At 71.4% G+C, this 16,496-nt stretch carries 14 protein-coding genes; 6 read left to right on the top strand and 8 right to left on the bottom strand.

Annotation, left to right across the window (positions count from 1 at the left end; translation table 11 throughout):
- Positions 1 to 36 precede the first annotated feature (36 nt).
- The 6 genes from KG102_RS18600 (at position 37) to KG102_RS18625 (ending at position 6,408) form a co-directional block, all read left to right on the top strand.
- Positions 37 to 2,016 (top strand): protein kinase family protein, encoded by a 1,980-nt coding sequence (locus tag KG102_RS18600; RefSeq protein WP_208289799.1) that lies wholly within the window; start codon positions 37 to 39, stop codon positions 2,014 to 2,016.
- A gap of 103 nt (positions 2,017 to 2,119) precedes the next feature.
- Positions 2,120 to 3,115 (top strand): thioredoxin-disulfide reductase, encoded by a 996-nt coding sequence (gene trxB, locus KG102_RS18605; RefSeq protein ID WP_208289798.1) that lies wholly within the window; start codon positions 2,120 to 2,122, stop codon positions 3,113 to 3,115.
- Complete coding sequence (trxA, locus tag KG102_RS18610; protein WP_208210752.1) at positions 3,115 to 3,447, top strand: thioredoxin; 333 nt, start codon at positions 3,115 to 3,117, stop codon at positions 3,445 to 3,447. Before trxB ends, trxA begins: the two co-directional genes overlap by 1 nt.
- A gap of 46 nt (positions 3,448 to 3,493) precedes the next feature.
- Positions 3,494 to 4,840, top strand: a complete 1,347-nt coding sequence (locus KG102_RS18615) for an aminotransferase-like domain-containing protein (protein ID WP_208210750.1) — start codon at positions 3,494 to 3,496, stop codon at positions 4,838 to 4,840.
- Positions 4,841 to 4,881: 41 nt separating this feature from the next.
- Positions 4,882 to 5,832 (top strand): D-alanine--D-alanine ligase family protein, encoded by a 951-nt coding sequence (locus tag KG102_RS18620; RefSeq protein WP_208289797.1) that lies wholly within the window; start codon positions 4,882 to 4,884, stop codon positions 5,830 to 5,832.
- 96 nt (positions 5,833 to 5,928) lie between these two features.
- Complete coding sequence (locus KG102_RS18625) at positions 5,929 to 6,408, top strand: SRPBCC domain-containing protein (RefSeq protein ID WP_208289796.1); 480 nt, start codon at positions 5,929 to 5,931, stop codon at positions 6,406 to 6,408.
- Between the two features lie 42 nt (positions 6,409 to 6,450).
- On the opposite strand, the gene KG102_RS18630 is transcribed toward KG102_RS18625, so the two are convergent.
- The 8 genes from KG102_RS18630 to rpmH all read right to left on the bottom strand — a co-directional run bounded on the left by KG102_RS18630 (position 6,451) and on the right by rpmH (position 16,246).
- Positions 6,451 to 7,653, bottom strand: coding sequence for a ParB/RepB/Spo0J family partition protein (locus tag KG102_RS18630; protein ID WP_208289795.1), 1,203 nt, complete (start codon positions 7,651 to 7,653; stop codon positions 6,451 to 6,453).
- Positions 7,647 to 9,233 (bottom strand): ParA family protein, encoded by a 1,587-nt coding sequence (locus KG102_RS18635; protein WP_307802848.1) that lies wholly within the window; start codon positions 9,231 to 9,233, stop codon positions 7,647 to 7,649. Before KG102_RS18635 ends, KG102_RS18630 begins: the two co-directional genes overlap by 7 nt.
- Before the next feature lie 229 nt (positions 9,234 to 9,462).
- Complete coding sequence (gene rsmG / locus KG102_RS18640) at positions 9,463 to 10,140, bottom strand: 16S rRNA (guanine(527)-N(7))-methyltransferase RsmG (RefSeq protein ID WP_208210723.1); 678 nt, start codon at positions 10,138 to 10,140, stop codon at positions 9,463 to 9,465.
- A gap of 3,638 nt (positions 10,141 to 13,778) precedes the next feature.
- Positions 13,779 to 14,294, bottom strand: a complete 516-nt coding sequence (locus tag KG102_RS18645) for a Jag family protein (protein WP_208289794.1) — start codon at positions 14,292 to 14,294, stop codon at positions 13,779 to 13,781.
- A 35-nt stretch (positions 14,295 to 14,329) separates the two neighbouring features.
- Positions 14,330 to 15,406 (bottom strand): membrane protein insertase YidC, encoded by a 1,077-nt coding sequence (gene yidC, locus KG102_RS18650; RefSeq protein WP_208289793.1) that lies wholly within the window; start codon positions 15,404 to 15,406, stop codon positions 14,330 to 14,332.
- A gap of 21 nt (positions 15,407 to 15,427) precedes the next feature.
- Positions 15,428 to 15,724, bottom strand: coding sequence for a membrane protein insertion efficiency factor YidD (yidD, locus tag KG102_RS18655; RefSeq protein ID WP_208210717.1), 297 nt, complete (start codon positions 15,722 to 15,724; stop codon positions 15,428 to 15,430).
- Between the two features lie 7 nt (positions 15,725 to 15,731).
- The gene (gene rnpA / locus KG102_RS18660; RefSeq protein ID WP_208210715.1) at positions 15,732 to 16,097 is read right to left on the bottom strand and encodes a ribonuclease P protein component; all 366 of its coding nucleotides are present in this window, start codon (positions 16,095 to 16,097) and stop codon (positions 15,732 to 15,734) included.
- An 11-nt stretch (positions 16,098 to 16,108) separates the two neighbouring features.
- Positions 16,109 to 16,246 (bottom strand): 50S ribosomal protein L34, encoded by a 138-nt coding sequence (rpmH, locus tag KG102_RS18665; protein ID WP_191783193.1) that lies wholly within the window; start codon positions 16,244 to 16,246, stop codon positions 16,109 to 16,111.
- Between the last annotated feature and the right edge of the window lie 250 nt (positions 16,247 to 16,496).

Below are 16,496 nucleotides of genomic sequence, written 5' to 3' on the forward strand. Positions count from 1 at the left end.
GTCTAGCATGCAGGTGTCCGGAGGACAATGGTGCAGGTGATCGAGTCGGAGGTGCTGGTGAGCGAGGTCGTCGGACGGGGCACGGTGCTCGCGGGCCGCTACCGCGTGCTGTCCCCCGTGGTGTCCGACCTCGAGGGCGCCAGCGCCTGGCAGGCCACCGACCAGATCCTCGACCGGCCGGTGCGGGTCCGCATCCTCGAGCACGGAGCGGTCGCCCCCGCGCTCGACGCCGCGCGTCGCGCGGCCCTGGTCACCGACTCCCGCCTGGTGCGGGTGCTGGACGTCGGTACGCACGAGGGCTACGGGTACGTGGTGTCCGAGCAGCTCGTCGGCCCGTCCCTGGCGCGGCTCGTCGCGCAGGAACCGCTCACCGCCGACCAGGCGCGTGCGGTCGTCGGCGAGGCCGCGTCCGCGCTCGAGGTGGCCCGTCGCCGTGGCGTGCACCACCTCGCGCTGCGCCCGTCCGTGCTGCACGTGAGCCCCGACGGGCGCGTGCTCGTCGGCGGGCTCGCGCTCGACGCCGCCCTGCTGGGCGACTCGGGCGGTGATGCGCGCTCGACCTCCCGGGCCGACGCCGTCGGCCTGGTCCGGCTCCTGTACGCGGCCCTCACCGGACTGTGGCCCGCCGACCCGCGCACGCCGCAGACCCCTGGCGGGGAGACGCTCCCGCCTGCCCCGATCGTCGACGGCGCGCCGGTCGCGCCTGCCGACCTCGTGCCGGGCGTGCCCAACGACCTGGACACGCTCTGCGTCGTGACGCTCGGTCCCAACGACGACGGCCCGCACAGCCCGGGCGAGCTCGTGCGCGAGCTCGAGCCGTGGGGGGAGATCCGCTCCTCCGTCAGCGAACCGGCCACGCCCGGCGGCGCGGTCACCGCCCTGTTCCCTCCCACCGGTGCGGCCGCGCCCGGCGGCGGCGTCCCGGTGCCCCACGAGCACGACGCCCGGGACACCGCGCCCGTGACGGTGCAGCGCAACTCGGTCCGCAGCGCCTTCCAGCAGCAGGACCCGCCGGGCGCCAACCGCCCGGGCACCCCGCCTCCGGCGACCCCCGCGCGGAACCGCTCCGTGGGTGCGGCCGCTGTGGAGAGCGACACGGCCGCCGCGACCACGCCGCTGCCGCCCGCACCGACACCGACTCCTCGGCCACAGGCACAGCCACAGCCACAGCCGCTCCCCCCGCCCGTGCCGCCCTCGGTCCAGCGCCGGCCGGTCTCGCAGACGACGTCCGCCGCGCCGGCCGCGTCCTCCGTGCCGCCCGTGGCGCGGGAGCCCCGGCCCCAGCGGCAGCCCGAGCCGGAGCCCCAGCCGCGCGACGACGACCCGTTCGACTTCGGCGATGTCATCGGCGCCGACAACGGTCCCCCCTCCAAGAACCGGTTCAACGCGACTGCCCTCGTCCTGATCGTCGTCGTCGCCGTGGTGATCCTGGGCGTGGTCCTCGCGTTCCGTGCCCTCTTCTCGTCGTTCGATCCCGCGAGCGGGTCGGCCGACGAGGGCCCCGAGCCCTCGCAGTCCGCCGCGGCGCCGCCCGTGGCCGAGCCGTCCGAGGGGGCGCCGGCCGAGGAGCCACCCGCTCCCGTCGCGGCTCCGCCGGTCATCGCGTCGGCGACCTCGATCGACCCGTCCGACGCCGACGGCGAGCACGAGGAGGACGTCGCCAAGGCGTTCGACGGCGACCCGGGGACGTACTGGTACACCCAGACCTACAAGCGGGACGACTTCGCGGGCTTCAAGGACGCGGTCGGATACGTCATCAACCTCGCGGAGAAGACCACCGTGAGCACCGTGACGCTGCGCACGAACAGCGCGGGCGGGAACGTCGAGGTCCGGGCGACGGATGCCGCCAACCCGACGGCCGGCACCGTGCTCGCGTCCGGCGCGTTCGGGCCCGACACGGTGCTGACCCTGAACCCCCCGACGGAGACCCAGTCGCTCGTCCTGTGGATCACACAGCTGCCGACAGCCTCGGACGGTGCGTTCCGGCTCGAGGTCACCGAGATCGAGCTGTCCTGAGCCGTTCCGGCGCCGGCCGTGGAACAGATCGCCCCTAGGATCGGTTGAAGCCGTCAGCCCACGCCGGTGCGTCACCGGCACGCCGAACACGCAAGGACCCCACGTGACCGACCAGTCCACCACCGTCCGCGACCTGATCATCGTCGGGTCGGGTCCCGCCGGCTACACGGCCGCGATCTACGCGGCCCGTGCCGGCCTGGCCCCCCTGGTGATCGCCGGTTCCGTCACCGCCGGCGGTGCGCTCATGAACACGACCGAGGTGGAGAACTTCCCCGGGTTCCCCGACGGCATCCAGGGCCCCGAGCTGATGGAGGGTCTGCAGAAGCAGGCCGAGAAGTTCGGTGCCGAGGTGCTGTGGGACGACGCCTCCGCGCTCGACCTGGCCGGTGACGTCAAGACGGTCGAGACCCTTGGCGGCGAGACGTACCAGGCACGTGCCGTGGTCCTGGCCACCGGTTCCGCCTACCGCCAGCTGGGCCTCGAGGACGAGGCGCGCATGTCCGGCCGCGGCGTGTCGTGGTGTGCCACGTGTGACGGGTTCTTCTTCCGTGACCAGGAGATCGTGGTGGTCGGCGGCGGCGACTCCGCGGTCGAGGAGGCCACCTTCCTGACCCGGTTCGCCAAGCGCGTCACCCTGGTGCACCGCCGCGACGGCCTGCGCGCCTCGAAGATCATGGCCGACCGCGCGGCGAACGACCCGAAGATCGAGTTCGCCTGGAACAGCGAGGTCGTCGCGATCCACGGCGAGAACAAGGTCACCGGCATCACGCTGCGCGACACCGTCACGGGTGAGACGCGCGAGCACCCGGCCACCGGGCTGTTCGTCGCCATCGGCCACATCCCGCGCTCCGAGCTGCTCAAGGGCCAGGTGGACCTCGACGAGAACGGCTACGTCCAGGTCGTCGGCCGGACCACCGCCACCAACCTGCCGGGCGTGTTCGCGTGCGGTGACCTGGTCGACCACACCTACCGCCAGGCGATCACCGCGGCCGGCACCGGGTGCTCGGCCGCCCTCGACGCGCAGAGCTACCTCGCGTCGCTCACCGACCTCGGCCACGCCGTGCCCCCCACCGAGGGCACCTTCTTCGGGGAGAGCTGATGGGCGCCACCACCGCGGTCACGGATGCCACGTTCGGCACCGAGGTCCTCGAGTCGCAGATCCCCGTGATCGCGTACTTCTGGGCGCCCTGGTGCGGCCCGTGCCGGATGGTCGGTCCTGTGATGGAGGAGCTGGCCGAGCAGTACGCGGGCCGGGTCAAGATCGTGAAGATCAACTCCGACGAGAACCCGCAGACCGTCGCCGACTACGGCATCGTGTCCATCCCGACGCTCAACTTCCACGCCGGCGGCGAGCTGGTGAAGTCCGTCATCGGGGCGCGTCCCAAGTCCATGGTCGCGCAGGAGATCGAGTCGGTGCTCGCGTCCGCCTGAGGGCGCCTTCGCGGGCGGTGTGCCGGCACGTGCCACACTGCGGGGCATGACTGCGCCCCTGGTTCCCGACGGCGAGACGTCGGGCCCCCCCACGTCCTTCGCCGCCGGCACCGGAACGCGCCTCGACCGCTGGCTCGGCTCCTACGCCGAGCGCACCCACGGGATGCGGTCGAGCGAGATCCGCGCCCTGTTCGCCGTCGCCAACCGGCCCGAGGTCGTGTCCCTGGCGGGCGGCATGCCGTTCCTCGAGGGACTTCCCCTCGACATCCTCGGCGAGCTCGCCCAGCGGGTGGTGGCCAGCCGCGGTCTGCAGGCGCTGCAGTACGGCTCCGGTCAGGGTGACGAGACGCTGCGCGAGCAGATCCTCGACGTCATGGCGCTGGAGGGGATCGACGCGCACCCCGACGACGTCGTCGTGACCACCGGATCGCAGCAGGCGCTCGACCTGGTGACCCGCATCTTCATCGACCCGGGCGACGTCGTCGTCGCGGAGGCCCCGTCGTACGTGGGGGCCCTCGGGGTGTTCCGGGCGTACCAGGCCGACGTGGTGCACGTGCCGATCGACGCCGACGGGCTGGTCCCCGAGGCGCTGGAGGCCACGCTCAGCGCCCTCGCCCGCGAGGGACGCCGCGTCAAGTTCCTGTACACCGTGCCCAACTTCCACAACCCCGCCGGCGTCTCCCTGTCCGCGCAGCGCCGCCCGCAGGTGCTCGAGATCGCGCGTCGCCACGGTGTGCTGGTGCTCGAGGACAACCCGTACGGCCTGCTCGGGTTCTCCGGGGACCCGGTCCCGGCCCTGCGGTCGCTCGACGACGAGGGTGTGCTGTACCTGGGCTCGTTCTCCAAGACCTTCGCGCCCGGCTACCGCGTCGGCTGGGTCGTCGCCCCGCACGCCGTGCGCGAGAAGCTGGTGCTGGCCAGCGAGTCGGCGATCCTCTGCCCGTCCAACGCCTCGCAGATCGCCATCTCCACCTACCTGGCGACCTGCGACTGGCGGGGGCAGATCAAGGCCTACCGCGAGCAGTACCGGGAGCGGCGCGACGCGATGATCTCCGCGCTCTCCGAGCACCTCCCCGACGCCTCGTGGAACGTGCCCGACGGCGGCTTCTACACCTGGGTCAAGCTCCCCGACGGCCTCGACGCCAAGGACATGCTGCCGCGAGCCGTCACCGCTCGCGTGGCGTACGTGCCGGGCACGGCGTTCTACTACGACGGCTCGGGTGCCGACCACATGCGGCTCTCGTTCTGCTACCCCACGCCCGAGCGCATCCGTGAGGGCGTGCGGCGGCTCGCCGGTGTCGTGGAGAGCGAGCGGGAGCTCGTGGAGCTGTTCGGCACCTCCGGCTCCGCCGGGCAGGGAGACGTGCAGTCCCCCGGCCCGGACGTGTCCTGAACCGTCCCCCCCGACCAGCCTCGTCTCGACATCGGAGTCCCGTGAGCACCACACCGTCCCCTCGCGTCGTCGTCCTGGCCGGGGGCCTGTCGCACGAGCGGGACGTCTCGCTCCGGTCCGGCCGCCGGGTGGCCGACGCGTTGCGCTCCGTCGGGGTCGACGTCTCGATCCACGACGTCGACGCCGACCTGGTGCCCGCGCTCGTCCAGCTGCGCCCGGACCTGGTCTGGCCCCTCCTGCACGGCACCAGCGGTGAGGACGGCTCCGTGCGTGACGTCGTCCAGATGCTCGGCCTCCGTCTGCTCGGCACCGGGCCGCGCGAGAGCAGAGTTGCCTGGAGCAAGCCGATCGCGAAGACGGTCGCCGCGCGGGCCGGCCTGGCCACCCCGGACTTCGTCACGCTGCCCCAGTCGCTGTTCCGGGAGCTCGGCGCCCGGCACGTGCTCGACTCCATCGTCGCGAGGCTCGGCCTTCCGCTCGTGGTGAAGCCGTCCCGCGGCGGGTCCGCCCTGGGCGTCACGCTGGTCACCCGTGCCGACGAGCTCCCGCAGGCCATGGTCGACTGCTTCGCGTACGGCGACACCGCACTCATCGAGCGGGCCGTCCTCGGCACCGAGGTCGCCGTCAGCGTGATCGACACCGGCGACGGCCCGACCGCGCTGCCCGCCGTGGAGATCGTGACCGAGGGGCCCTACGACTTCGACGCCCGCTACAACCCCGGTCGCACCGAGTACTTCGTGCCCGCCCGGCTGTCCCCGGAGCTGTCCGCAGCGGTCGCGGACGTCGCCGTCGCCGCCCACCGGGCGTTCGGGCTCGACGGCCTGTCGCGCACCGACCTCATCGTCGACCACGACGGGACCGTCTGGTTCCTTGAGGTCAACGTGGCCCCGGGGATGACCGAGACCTCGCTGCTCCCGCAGGCGGCCGAGGCGGCCGGGCTCTCCCTCGGACAGCTCTACCGCGCGCTCGTCGAGACCGCGCTGGCGCGCTGACCTGCTGCTTGGCAGCCGACGCCAGCTCGCCACCAGCAGCGGCGGCACGGGTTCGGCTACCGGCCGTGGCGGTCCGCGTGTGCCACAGTCGTCACCGTGCCCCTGTCCCGTCTCAGCACGCGCCCCGGCGCCCTGACGCTCACCTGGTCGTTCTCCGCCCCGATGGAGGACGTCTGGGTGGGCCTCACCGATCCGGCGCTGGTGGCGCAGTGGTTGGGTCGGCCCACCCAGTACGACGTCCGATTGGGCGGGGCGCTCGTCGTGGACCACGGCGACGGGTTCCTGTCCCGCAGCGTCGTGACCGAGCTGGAACCGGCCCGCCGGCTGGCCATGACCTGGGACTTTCCCGACGAACCCGCCTCGGTGGTCGGGTTCACGCTACGGCCGTCGGGTGCCGGGACGGTTCTGGAGCTGGCCCACGACGGCCTCGGTGAGCTCGTCGCGGCGTACGGTCCCGGGTGGGTGACCCACCTGACGTACCTGGAGGCCGCGGTCGCCGGTGCACCGATCCCCCGGGCGCAGTTCTGGGCGCTCCACGCGACGTTCGAGCTGCTCCACGCGGGAGCCGCCCGGTAGGAGGCCGGGCGGGGCACGTGTGCGCCCGCCCGGCCGATCGCGTCAGTTCTTGAGCAGGCCCGGGTCCTCGGGGGCCAGGCTCGCCAGGATGCGGTTCAGGTCCTGGACGGACGCGAACTCGACGGTCAGCCGTCCGCGCGACTTGCCCAGGCTCACCTTGACGCGGGTCTCGAAACGATCCGAGAGCCGTGCCGCCAGGTGATCGAGCGCCTCGTTCTTGACGCCCGCGCGGGGGGCAGCCCGACGAGCCGACGAAGACCCGTCGCCGCCGAGCGACACGATCTCCTCGACCGCTCGCACCGAGAGACCCTCCGCCACGATGCGCTGGGCCAGGCGCTCGATGGCCGCGCCGTCGTTCAGGCCGAGCAGGGCACGGGCGTGTCCCGCGGACAGGACGCCCGCCGCCACGCGGCGCTGCACCAGGGGCGGGAGCCGGAGCAGTCGCAGCGTGTTCGAGATCTGCGGCCGCGAACGGTGGATGCGCGTGGCCAGCTCCTCGTGCGTGCAGCCGAAGTCGTCGAGCAGCTGCTGGTACGCGGCGGCCTCCTCGAGCGGGTTCAGCTGCGAGCGGTGCAGGTTCTCGAGCAGCGCGTCACGCAGCAGGTCCGAGTCGTCCGTGTCCCGGATGATCGCGGGGATCGACTCCAGGCCCGCCGCCTGCGTGGCACGCCACCGCCGCTCGCCCATGATCAGCTCGTAGCCGTCGCCGGTGTCGCGCACGACGATGGGCTGCAGGACGCCGACCTCGCGGATCGAGCCCACGAGCTCGTCGAGAGCGTCCTCGTCGAAGACGGACCGCGGCTGCTTCGGGTTCGGCCGGATGTCGCCCACCGGCAGCTCCGCGAAGCGGGCGCCAGGAACCGGGAGCAGTCCGTCCGACGGCTCGTCGTTGGCAGGGGTCGCCGGCTGCGCGGCTTCCGGCGCCACCACGGCCGCCGGCGCGTCCGTGGTCCCGGGCGTCTCGTCCACCCGGCGCGCCTCGTCGACCACCACCCCGACGGCCTTGGCGTCCGGCTGCACCGGCGCGCCGAGCGCGCCGTCCGGCGTCGACTCCGCGGCCGGCCGCTCCTCGGTCACCGTCGCCGCCGCGGCTGCCGCCGCAGCCGCAGCCGCAGCACCGTTGCCTCGATTGTCGGGGAAGAACACGTCCACAGGCCGCTCTGCCCCCGTGGGGCGCTGGCCGTCCAGCCCGGTCGGGATCAGGGCACCCAGGCCCTTGCCCAGCCCGCGTCGCTTCTCTACCACTGTTCCTCCTGCAGGACCGGCGCAGCCGCCTGGTTCTCGTGGGTCGCGTTCCGGGCATCGCCGTCGGCCGGCGCCCCGTCGGTGTAGTCGTCTCGCATCTCGACGGCGCCGCGCTCGGCCACCTCACGCGCGGCCTCGAGGTAGGCCAGCGCGCCGGACGAGCCGGGGTCGTACGTCATCACGGTCTGGCCGTAGCTCGGCGCCTCGGAGATCCGCACCGAGCGCGGGACGGTCGTGCGCAGCGTCCGCTCCGGGAAGTGCGTGCGCACCTCGGTCGCCACCTGCTGCGCCAGATTCGTCCGGGCGTCATACATGGTCAGCAGGATGGTCGAGACGTGCAGCCGCGGGTTGAGGTGCGCCTGGATCAGCTGGATGGTCTTCAGCAGCTGGCTCAGCCCTTCCAGCGCGTAGTACTCGCACTGGATCGGGATCAGCACCTCACGCGCCACCACGAAAGCGTTGACGGTCAGCAACCCGAGGCTCGGCGGGCAGTCGACCAGCACGTAGTCCATGCGCTCCTGGCCGTTGGCGACGCGCCACTCCAGGTAGGTGTCGAGCGCGTTCCGCAGTCGAGTCTCGCGGGCGACCATCGAGACCAGCTCGATCTCGGCGCCCGACAGGTCGATCGTCGCGGGCAGGCACCACAGGTTGGGGACGTCCGGGCTCTGCTGCACCGCCTCCGCAAGCGGGGCACCGTCGACGAGCACCTCGTAGATCGACGGCGTACCCGCACGGTGCTCGACGCCCAAGGCGGTCGACGCGTTCCCCTGCGGGTCGTTGTCGAGGACGAGGACGTTCAGTCCTGCCTGGGCCAGCGCGGCCGCCAGGTTGACGGTCGTGGTCGTCTTGCCCACGCCGCCCTTCTGGTTCGCCACCGTGATCACCCGCGTCTGCGGGGGCCGGGGGAAGCGGCGACCGCGCAGCTCGATGCGGCGCCGCGCGTCCTGCTGGAGCTGCGCCATGAGCGGTGTGTCATCCGTGACCGCCGGCAGGCTCTCGACCAGCGCTGCGCGACGGCTCTCGTCGGGGTCAAGATCGTGACGCTGAGCCATGGGCGAGATGGTGTCACGCGATCCCCCACCCGCACCGCCGCTGGCGTCGCTCGCGGTCTTCGTTTCGATCACATTGCTCGCCGCGGAGATGTTCCCCGCATCGCGGGCGTCACCGTCGTCGCGTCCAGCGGCGCTCTGACCAGCGGTGACGCCGCCCGCAGAATCGCGTGCGGTTGTCGATCCGTCAGGCGCCTCGCGCTCTGTTTCACGTGAAACGGTCTCGCCCAACCCTGCCTCGCCGCCGACGGCGGGACGCGCGGATCGTTGATCCGCGCCTCGGGACGGATCGGTCGTTTCACGTGAAACGCCCTCACCGATGACGCGGTCTGTGGCGGGCACAAGGTGAGCGAACCGGCGGTCACCTGCGTCGTCCGGACCGCCCGCCGTTTCACGTGAAACGGTGCCGTCGAGTCCTTCGGCGGGCAGGGCGTGCGCGGCCCGGGGGTCGCCCGCGGGCGAAACTGGAGAGGTCGAGGCGGCGATCGGCAGGTCGTGTGCCGCGCTTGCGTCGGGCGTCGTGTGGAGCACACGGGCGCCACCGAAGGGGTCACCGGTCGGTGTCCCCTGCTCTGTCACACCCTCCGCACGGGGCGCAGTCGGTGGCGTCACCGCCGCCACATCGGCTCGGTCGGGCTCGGGAGCCCACCCCCCGGGATTCGGCTGGACCGTCGTACCCGGCCCGACGGGCTGCTCGACTGCTGCCGGCTGCCCTTCCGGCGCCTGCTGGGCGGCCAGCTGCTCGTCGCGACGCTTCTTCCTACCGAACACCAGGAACTGCCTCTCGTACGACGCGGACCACCCTCGTCACCTCGACCCCCTCGATCGTCGGCGCGTCCAGGACCGACGCCGTCCCCGCACCGAGCTTGCGCCCGACGTGCTTGGCCGCCTCGATCTCCTCTTCCGCCTTGGCGCCCTTGAGCGCCACCAGCTGCCCGCCGCGCACCAGGAGCGGCATCGCCCAGCGGTACAGCTTGTCCAGCGACGCGACTGCACGGACCGTGACGGCGTCGCCGGTCAACCTGCCGTGCTCGTCCTGGGCGCGACCGCGCCGGACCACCACGTTGTCGAGCTTGAGCGTGTCGGCCACCTCGCTGAGCCAGTCGGTGCGACGCTCCATCGGCTCCAGGAGCACCACCTCGACGTCCGGCAGCATCGCCGCGACCACGATTCCGGGTAGGCCGGCCCCGCTGCCCAGGTCGATGACCCGGCCCTGCGTGGGCAGGAAGGGCACCACGGCGGCAGAGTTCAGCAAGTGCCGCTCCCACAGGCGGGCGAGCTCGCGCGGGCCGACCAGTCCTCTGAGCTCGCCCTGGTCGACGAGCAGATCATGGAACGCCGAGACTCTCGGCCACGCCGAGCCGAAGTACTCGGGAAGGCGTTCGTCGCCGTCCAGCGGGTCCGCTCGATCGGTCTCGGCCGACTGAGCTTCCGTCACTGTGGGGCCCCCTGGTTTCACGTGAAACGCGTTGCACTTGCGACTGCGCGCGCCAGCCGGGTCCACCGCCACAGGTGGCTCGCTCGGCGTCGCGCGGCCCTACCGTACCGTGCTGCGGCGGCGTTCCTCGTGCGTCCACACCGCTACATCTCGGGTCTCTCGACTGGTGGTATCGGGACCGTCCATCGCCGTGTGCGTAAGCACACGTTCGCGCCCAAGGTGGCCTCGGCGCGTGCGTGACCTGCAGATACGGGTCTACGGTCGCCGGCGGGTGGCACGAGGCGGGGTAGGACTTCTCACACTCCGCGCGGGCGCGCGTGGTCTCGGCACGGTGGACGTGGACCGTTCGGGAACCGAAGTGCCCCGGCCGCGGTTCGGGAAGCCGACGCCCGCGCGTAAGTGACGGCGCCGACCCGGCCCTCGTGGACGAGCGGCACATCCGCCCTCGGCCGCCACATTCCCGCAGACGTTGGCATGATCGGGACGCCGAACAGGGCTCCCGTGCGCGTGGGGAATCCCATCGCAACGCGGGACAGCCCACGCGCGTTCCGGATAGCGCATGTGCCCCTTCGGATCGACGTGGCAGGGCGTGTGCTGACTCGGCTTGCCGGCACGCCGGCCCGCGCGCGGCCAGAGACCCGCCAGCCGGCGACGAATCATCGGTGCTGCATGGTGCGCTCAAGCCTCGCGCCGTGCTGCTTGCCCTCCTGCGTTACGGGTCGCGATCTGAGCGTGAGGCGTCGGGCTGACTCGTTCGACGTGGTCCCGCGTGCGTATGCGTGGTCCTCCCCCCGGCGGTACGAGGAGCTCGGCGGCCGCGGCCGCAGCGTGGGGCCAGGCCGACATCATGAAGCAACCTCAGTCGGCCGCCTTACCTGCTCGAACCCTGGCCGCATCCGCTGCCAGCCTCGCCCGCGGACACCCCGGCGCGCCAAGCCTGGCCGCGACGGCCCGCCGTCGAATGCTCGTGCCGACAGGGCGAGGCAACTCACGGCGGACGGTGTCGTTTCACGTGAAACACGCTTAGGCCCTCCGCCACGGGTGAACCTGACGAAGCGCGCCTTCCAGCCGAACAGCCGGCGCAACGGCCAGTGAATCGGTCGCGGCCGAGCACCAGAGCTATTCGCGTGTCCCTCGCGGGCGTGCGCCGTATGCTCCGCCGTCCTCGACCGAGCCCCGGGCACCCCTAGCTCGCGATGTCTGTGTGACGGGGAGCGCGCTCGACCGCTTGCGCCGCACGGGCGGCACTGCGGTCCGCTGCGGGCGGCTGGGTCCTCGTGTGTTGGCGCCTCGTCGCCGGGTAGGCAGTCCTCCGGTTCCGGCGACTGCGCCGAAAGGCCGTTGCCACTTGAGCCCGGGAGGCCCTCCGCGCGCGGTGGAAGAGTCAACGGCCGCCCGCGGCAGGAGAATCCGAAAGAGCGACGCGGCGGCGTGACGTTCAGAGCCTGCGCGGCGGGCGCTCAGGGGGTCGAGCCGCTCGGCCGTCAGGCCGCAAGCGCGTCCGGCCGCGAGCCGTCAGGCCGTCGGGTCGGGGGCCATCCGGTCCTGAGTCGCGAGCCATCAGGGGCCGAGCCGCTCGGCCGTCAGGCCGCAAGCGTGTCGGGCCGCGAGCCGTCAGGCCGCCGAGCCCTCGGGGCAATCCGGTCCAGAGTCCCGAGCCGTCAGGGGTCGAGCCGTTTGGCCATGAGGCCGTCCGGGCCACAAATCGTCAGGCCGTCACGCCGAGAGAGTGCCGGCAACCCGCGGCCGCTGACAATGAACCTTCGCGACCGTGAGTCCTGTTCCACGTGAAACATCGCCGGCGCCAGTCGTTCAGTCCCGCCGGTCGGCGGTCCCCTATCGCGACGCCGCCACGGCATCGAGCTGTTCGTCTGCACTCCGCGACCGCCGAACTGTCCAGACCAGTCCAGCGACAGTCCTGTCACGCGAAGGTCGCGTGCCAACTGCGCCAACCCCGTCGGTAGCACCTCGCACCACGACCCCATGTTGAAGCGATCGCTCTTCTCGACCGCGCGACCTCCTGACCTCCCGAGCGCCCGCGCCTCGCAGGGTTCGCAATCGACGCGTCGCCTATCCATCAGAATCGACGCGGGCGGCACCGTTGCTTCCGCCTGCAGAGCCGGACCTTTGATCGCCCGCACGTCGACGCCGTCCGTCAGGCTGCCCGGGCGCGGGACGCCCGGACGGTGCCGGACACCGCGTAGGCGCGCTAGGTATGCTTCTCGTTTCACGTGAAACGGGTCCGCGCCATCGGTTGGCCTTTCGTCGCTTAGTCCCAATCCCCTGCGACGCAGCGCGGGGACGGATACCGACGCCGCCGGTCCACGAATCCCCGCAGAATGGCTCCTGCAGAAGACACAAGGCCGGGATGAGCCTGCGTGAGGTCAACCGCACCCGCCTTCCCTAGCCAGAACCGGTGCGAACTCGGGCACCGACTTTCCCGCGGCGCCGCTCCCGTTCCGAGCGCTGCAAAATCGCCCGTGCAGGGGCGGCTCGCGTCAACGGCGAACGTCACGCTGCCGAAGCGAGCCTAACCAGCCGACGGGAGGGCGGACGAGGACGACTGACCCCACTGTCTGCCGACTCCATCCTCGCTCGGACGCGGTCATACTGCCGCGACCGTGGTGGGCGCGTTTCACGTGAAACGGTGAAGGGGCAACTGCGCCTCGCAGGACACTCAACTGGCGACACACTCCGCGGGCACGGCTACGGGTCGGGAGAGGTGGGCCGTACCCGAAGCTTCGCTCGCACGGAAGGAGCCACACATCTGCGAGCACGGCGAGAGTCCCGGACGCCCCGGGCATTCCATCGCTCGACACTCGATGCCCGAACTCGAAGGCCAAGTCCGGAAGCCTAAGAGGTCCGGGCGTCCCACCGCTCGAGGTCCGATGCCCGAAGCCGAAGCTCAAATCCGAAGCCCAGGGGATCACCCCGCTCTGACGCGCCGAGGCACGAGGCGCCCCGACGAGCGAGTTTCACGTGAAACAAGGCGCCCGCTTTGCCGCCTCGGCGCCGGCGCAGAGGCTCCAACTACTCACATCGCGCACCCTGTGTCATCGTCGGCACCGGTGCGAAGGGGGCCGATCACCGTCGACACATCCGACCGGTTGCCCGGCCTTCACCCGCCCTCACCACCTGTCCCGGAGCCGCCTTCGCTTTGCGTCCGCCCTGCCGCCTGTCGTTCTCACACGCGAGCGCCTGTAGGACTGCCCCAGTATCCGCAGCGCGCTGCCCGCCGGCGCGCACGAGAGCGTCCAGACCGCCTGGCCGATAGGCCGAGTACACCCGGACTGGCGCCGTCGCGCTCTACCTGCGGGGACCGGGAACACGGGCTTCCGGCGAACGACGCCACGGGAACTGCCCTGCTCGACCGCAAGTGTGCCCGCACGCGCTAGTGGGTAACGCCGCCGCCGCCAACGTGCGACGTGCGGGGGCCGCAGGCTGAGCGTGCGTGCCGACGCGCATACGCACGACGCCCGCCGCCCGAGCAGAAGGCCGAAGTGGATGCCCCGGCCGGTGTCGCCTGGATCTCGGTGCGCCGACTAGAGCGGCATGTCCGCGGCGAGGGCGATACCAGTCGTTTCACGTGAAACGAAAAGGGGTGAGCCCGTAGGCCCACCCCTCTTCGCACGGTCAGATCACGCGGGACGAATCACCACGTGCCGGTTGGGCTCGACGCCGTCGGAGTCGCTCGACATCCCGGCGGCCGCCACGGCGTCGTGGACCACCTTGCGCTCGAACGGGTTCATGGCATCGAGTGCCACCGCCGCGCCGGACTCCTTGACGCGAGCGATCGCCTCCTCGGCGACGGCCACCAGCTCGGCCCGACGACCGGCCCGGTACCCGGCGACGTCCAGCATGAGACGGCTCCGTTCGCCGGTCTTGGCCTGGACGGCAAGGCGGGTGAGCTCCTGGAGAGCGTCGAGGACCTCGCCGTCGTGTCCCGCCAACCGCGACAGCGAACGATCTGCCGGGTCCTCCGAGACGATCTCGACCGCGGCGCGGCCGTGATCGATGTCGATGTCGATGTCGCCATCGAGGTCAGCGATGTCGAGAAGCTCCTCGAGGTAATCGGCTGCGATCTCGCCCTCTTCTTCGAGGCGCTTCAAACCGGTCGCCTCAACAGGAGCGGCGTCAGGCTGGGTCGACGTCATGGAGTCCCTCTCCGAATCATCATCACGCGGGGGCACTACTTCTTGGGCCTGGTGGGGCGGGCCGGCGGCGGGGTCACGGGACCGTCGGTGTCGCCGTCCTTCGGTGTGCTCGAGGGCGCGCTCGGAGGGGTGCCGGGCTGAGTGTTCGGGCCCTCGGTTCCGGGCCGCGGCTTTGCGCGGTCCTTACGCTTGGGCTGGACGCGCTGCCCACGCGGCTTCTCCTCGATGACCGCCGTCGTCGGAGCCTCCTCGATCACTCCCTGCGGCTTGGCCTTCTTCGCCTTGCGCGCCTTCATGGCGAGCTCGGCCTGCGAGCCGGGGGCCGGCATGCGGCGGATCGTGTAGAACTGCTGGCCCATCGACCAGAGGTTCGTGGTGGTCCAGTAGATGAGGACACCGATGGGGAAGTTCACGCCCGAGAATGCGAACACCAGGGGGAGCACGTACAGCAGGACCTTCTGCTGCTGTGCCATCGGGCCCTGGAGTGCGGCCGGCGGCATGTTCTTCATCGTGAGCTGGCGCTGCGTGAGGAACGTCGTCGCGGACATCGCGATGATCAGGACGACGGTGACGACCTGGATGTGCCAGTTACCGTCGGCACGCATGAACGTTCCGGACAGCGGAGCGCCGAACAGCGTGGCGTTCTCCGCCTGCCCCGCCAGGTCGGCGCTGAGCGGACCGATCGGGGGATAGCTGCCGTTCGCGATCCGGGGGAGCTCGATGAGCACCCGGAAGAGCGCGAAGAAGATGGGGGACTGCAGCAGGATCGGCAGGCAGGACGCGAACGGGTTGGTCCCGTGCTCCTTGTAGAGAGCCATCGTCTCGCGGCTCATCGCCTCACGGGAGGCGGGGTCGGTCTTGCCCTTGTACTTCTTCTGGATCGCCTGCATCTGCGGAGCGATCAGCTGCATCCCGCGGGACGCCTTGATCTGGCGGAAGAAGAGCGGGATCAGTGCGATCCGGATGACGATCACCAGCCCGACGATGGACAGCGACCACGCCGCACCGCCCTCGGGGTCGAGCCCGATGGCCGTGAACAAGGAGTGGAACTGGACCATGATCCAGGCCACGGCGATCATGATCGGTTTGAGCAGACCGTCGAACCAGTCCATCGGGCAGAACTCCTCGGGGGGTCAGTGTGTGGACGAGGCCACGTCGAGATGGCGGTGATCGGGTCGTGCTGGTGGAACGTCGTCGATGCCGCCGGGGTTCCACGGGTTGCAGCGAAGCAGCCGGCGAGCGGCGAGCCAGGTGCCACGGAGAGCTCCGTGGCGTTGCACCGCGATGACGGCGTACTGCGAGCAGGACGGGTAGAACCGGCAGGTCGGCGGGGTCATCGGCGAGATGAACTGCTGGTACGCCCGAAGCAGGAGCAGCAGCAGCCGCGCGGGAGCGTGAAGGATCCCCCGGGTCACCGCTCGAAGAGTCATGGGATGACTACGCCCCGGCCCGTCGTTGTGACCGACGACTGGCCGTCTCGAGCGCGGCGTCGAGATCCGCGCCGAGCTGGGCGAACGGACGTGACGCGGCAGGTGGCAGAGCCCGGACCACGATGCCCGCGTCAGCCGGCATCGTCGACAGCCGCGCGCGGACGAGCTCTCTCAACCGCCGCTTGACCAGGTTCCGGGTGACCGCAGTGCCAACGGCCTTGGACACCACGAGACCGACCACCGGTCCGGAGGACGAGTGGTCGGTCCTGGTCGTCAGGTGCACCACGAGGGTGTCCCGTCCGCCGCGCGCGCCTCTGCGCACCGCCTGCTCGAAGTCGGCAGCGCGGCGCATTCGGTGCGCAGCGGACAGCACCGACGCGCGTGTCAGGCCGAGAGCTCCGTGCGACCCTTGCGGCGACGAGCCGCCAGGATCGCGCGGCCGGCGCGGGTACGCATGCGCAGGCGGAAGCCGTGGGTCTTGGCACGGCGCCGGTTGTTCGGCTGGAAGGTGCGCTTGGTCACGAGGGTCTCCAACTACATCGGGTGGGTCTCGCATGTGCCGCGCGACCAGGTTCAGGCTGCCGAGACCGAATGCTCCCAGGACACGCATCGCGTGCGTGCGGCGTCAGGGCGCGCCAGCAGGAGCCATCGATAAGGCTGCAATACCGTACTTCCAGCCGTACTGATGGGTCAAATGCGTGCGACTCGCCGGGACGAGAGCACACCCACCGCCGCTGCCCGGGTAGCGGCACCTCACCCTACGGGCCCCTGC

This window comes from Cellulomonas fengjieae, from assembly GCF_018388465.1.
Taxonomy (GTDB): Bacteria; Actinomycetota; Actinomycetes; order Actinomycetales; family Cellulomonadaceae; genus Cellulomonas; species Cellulomonas fengjieae.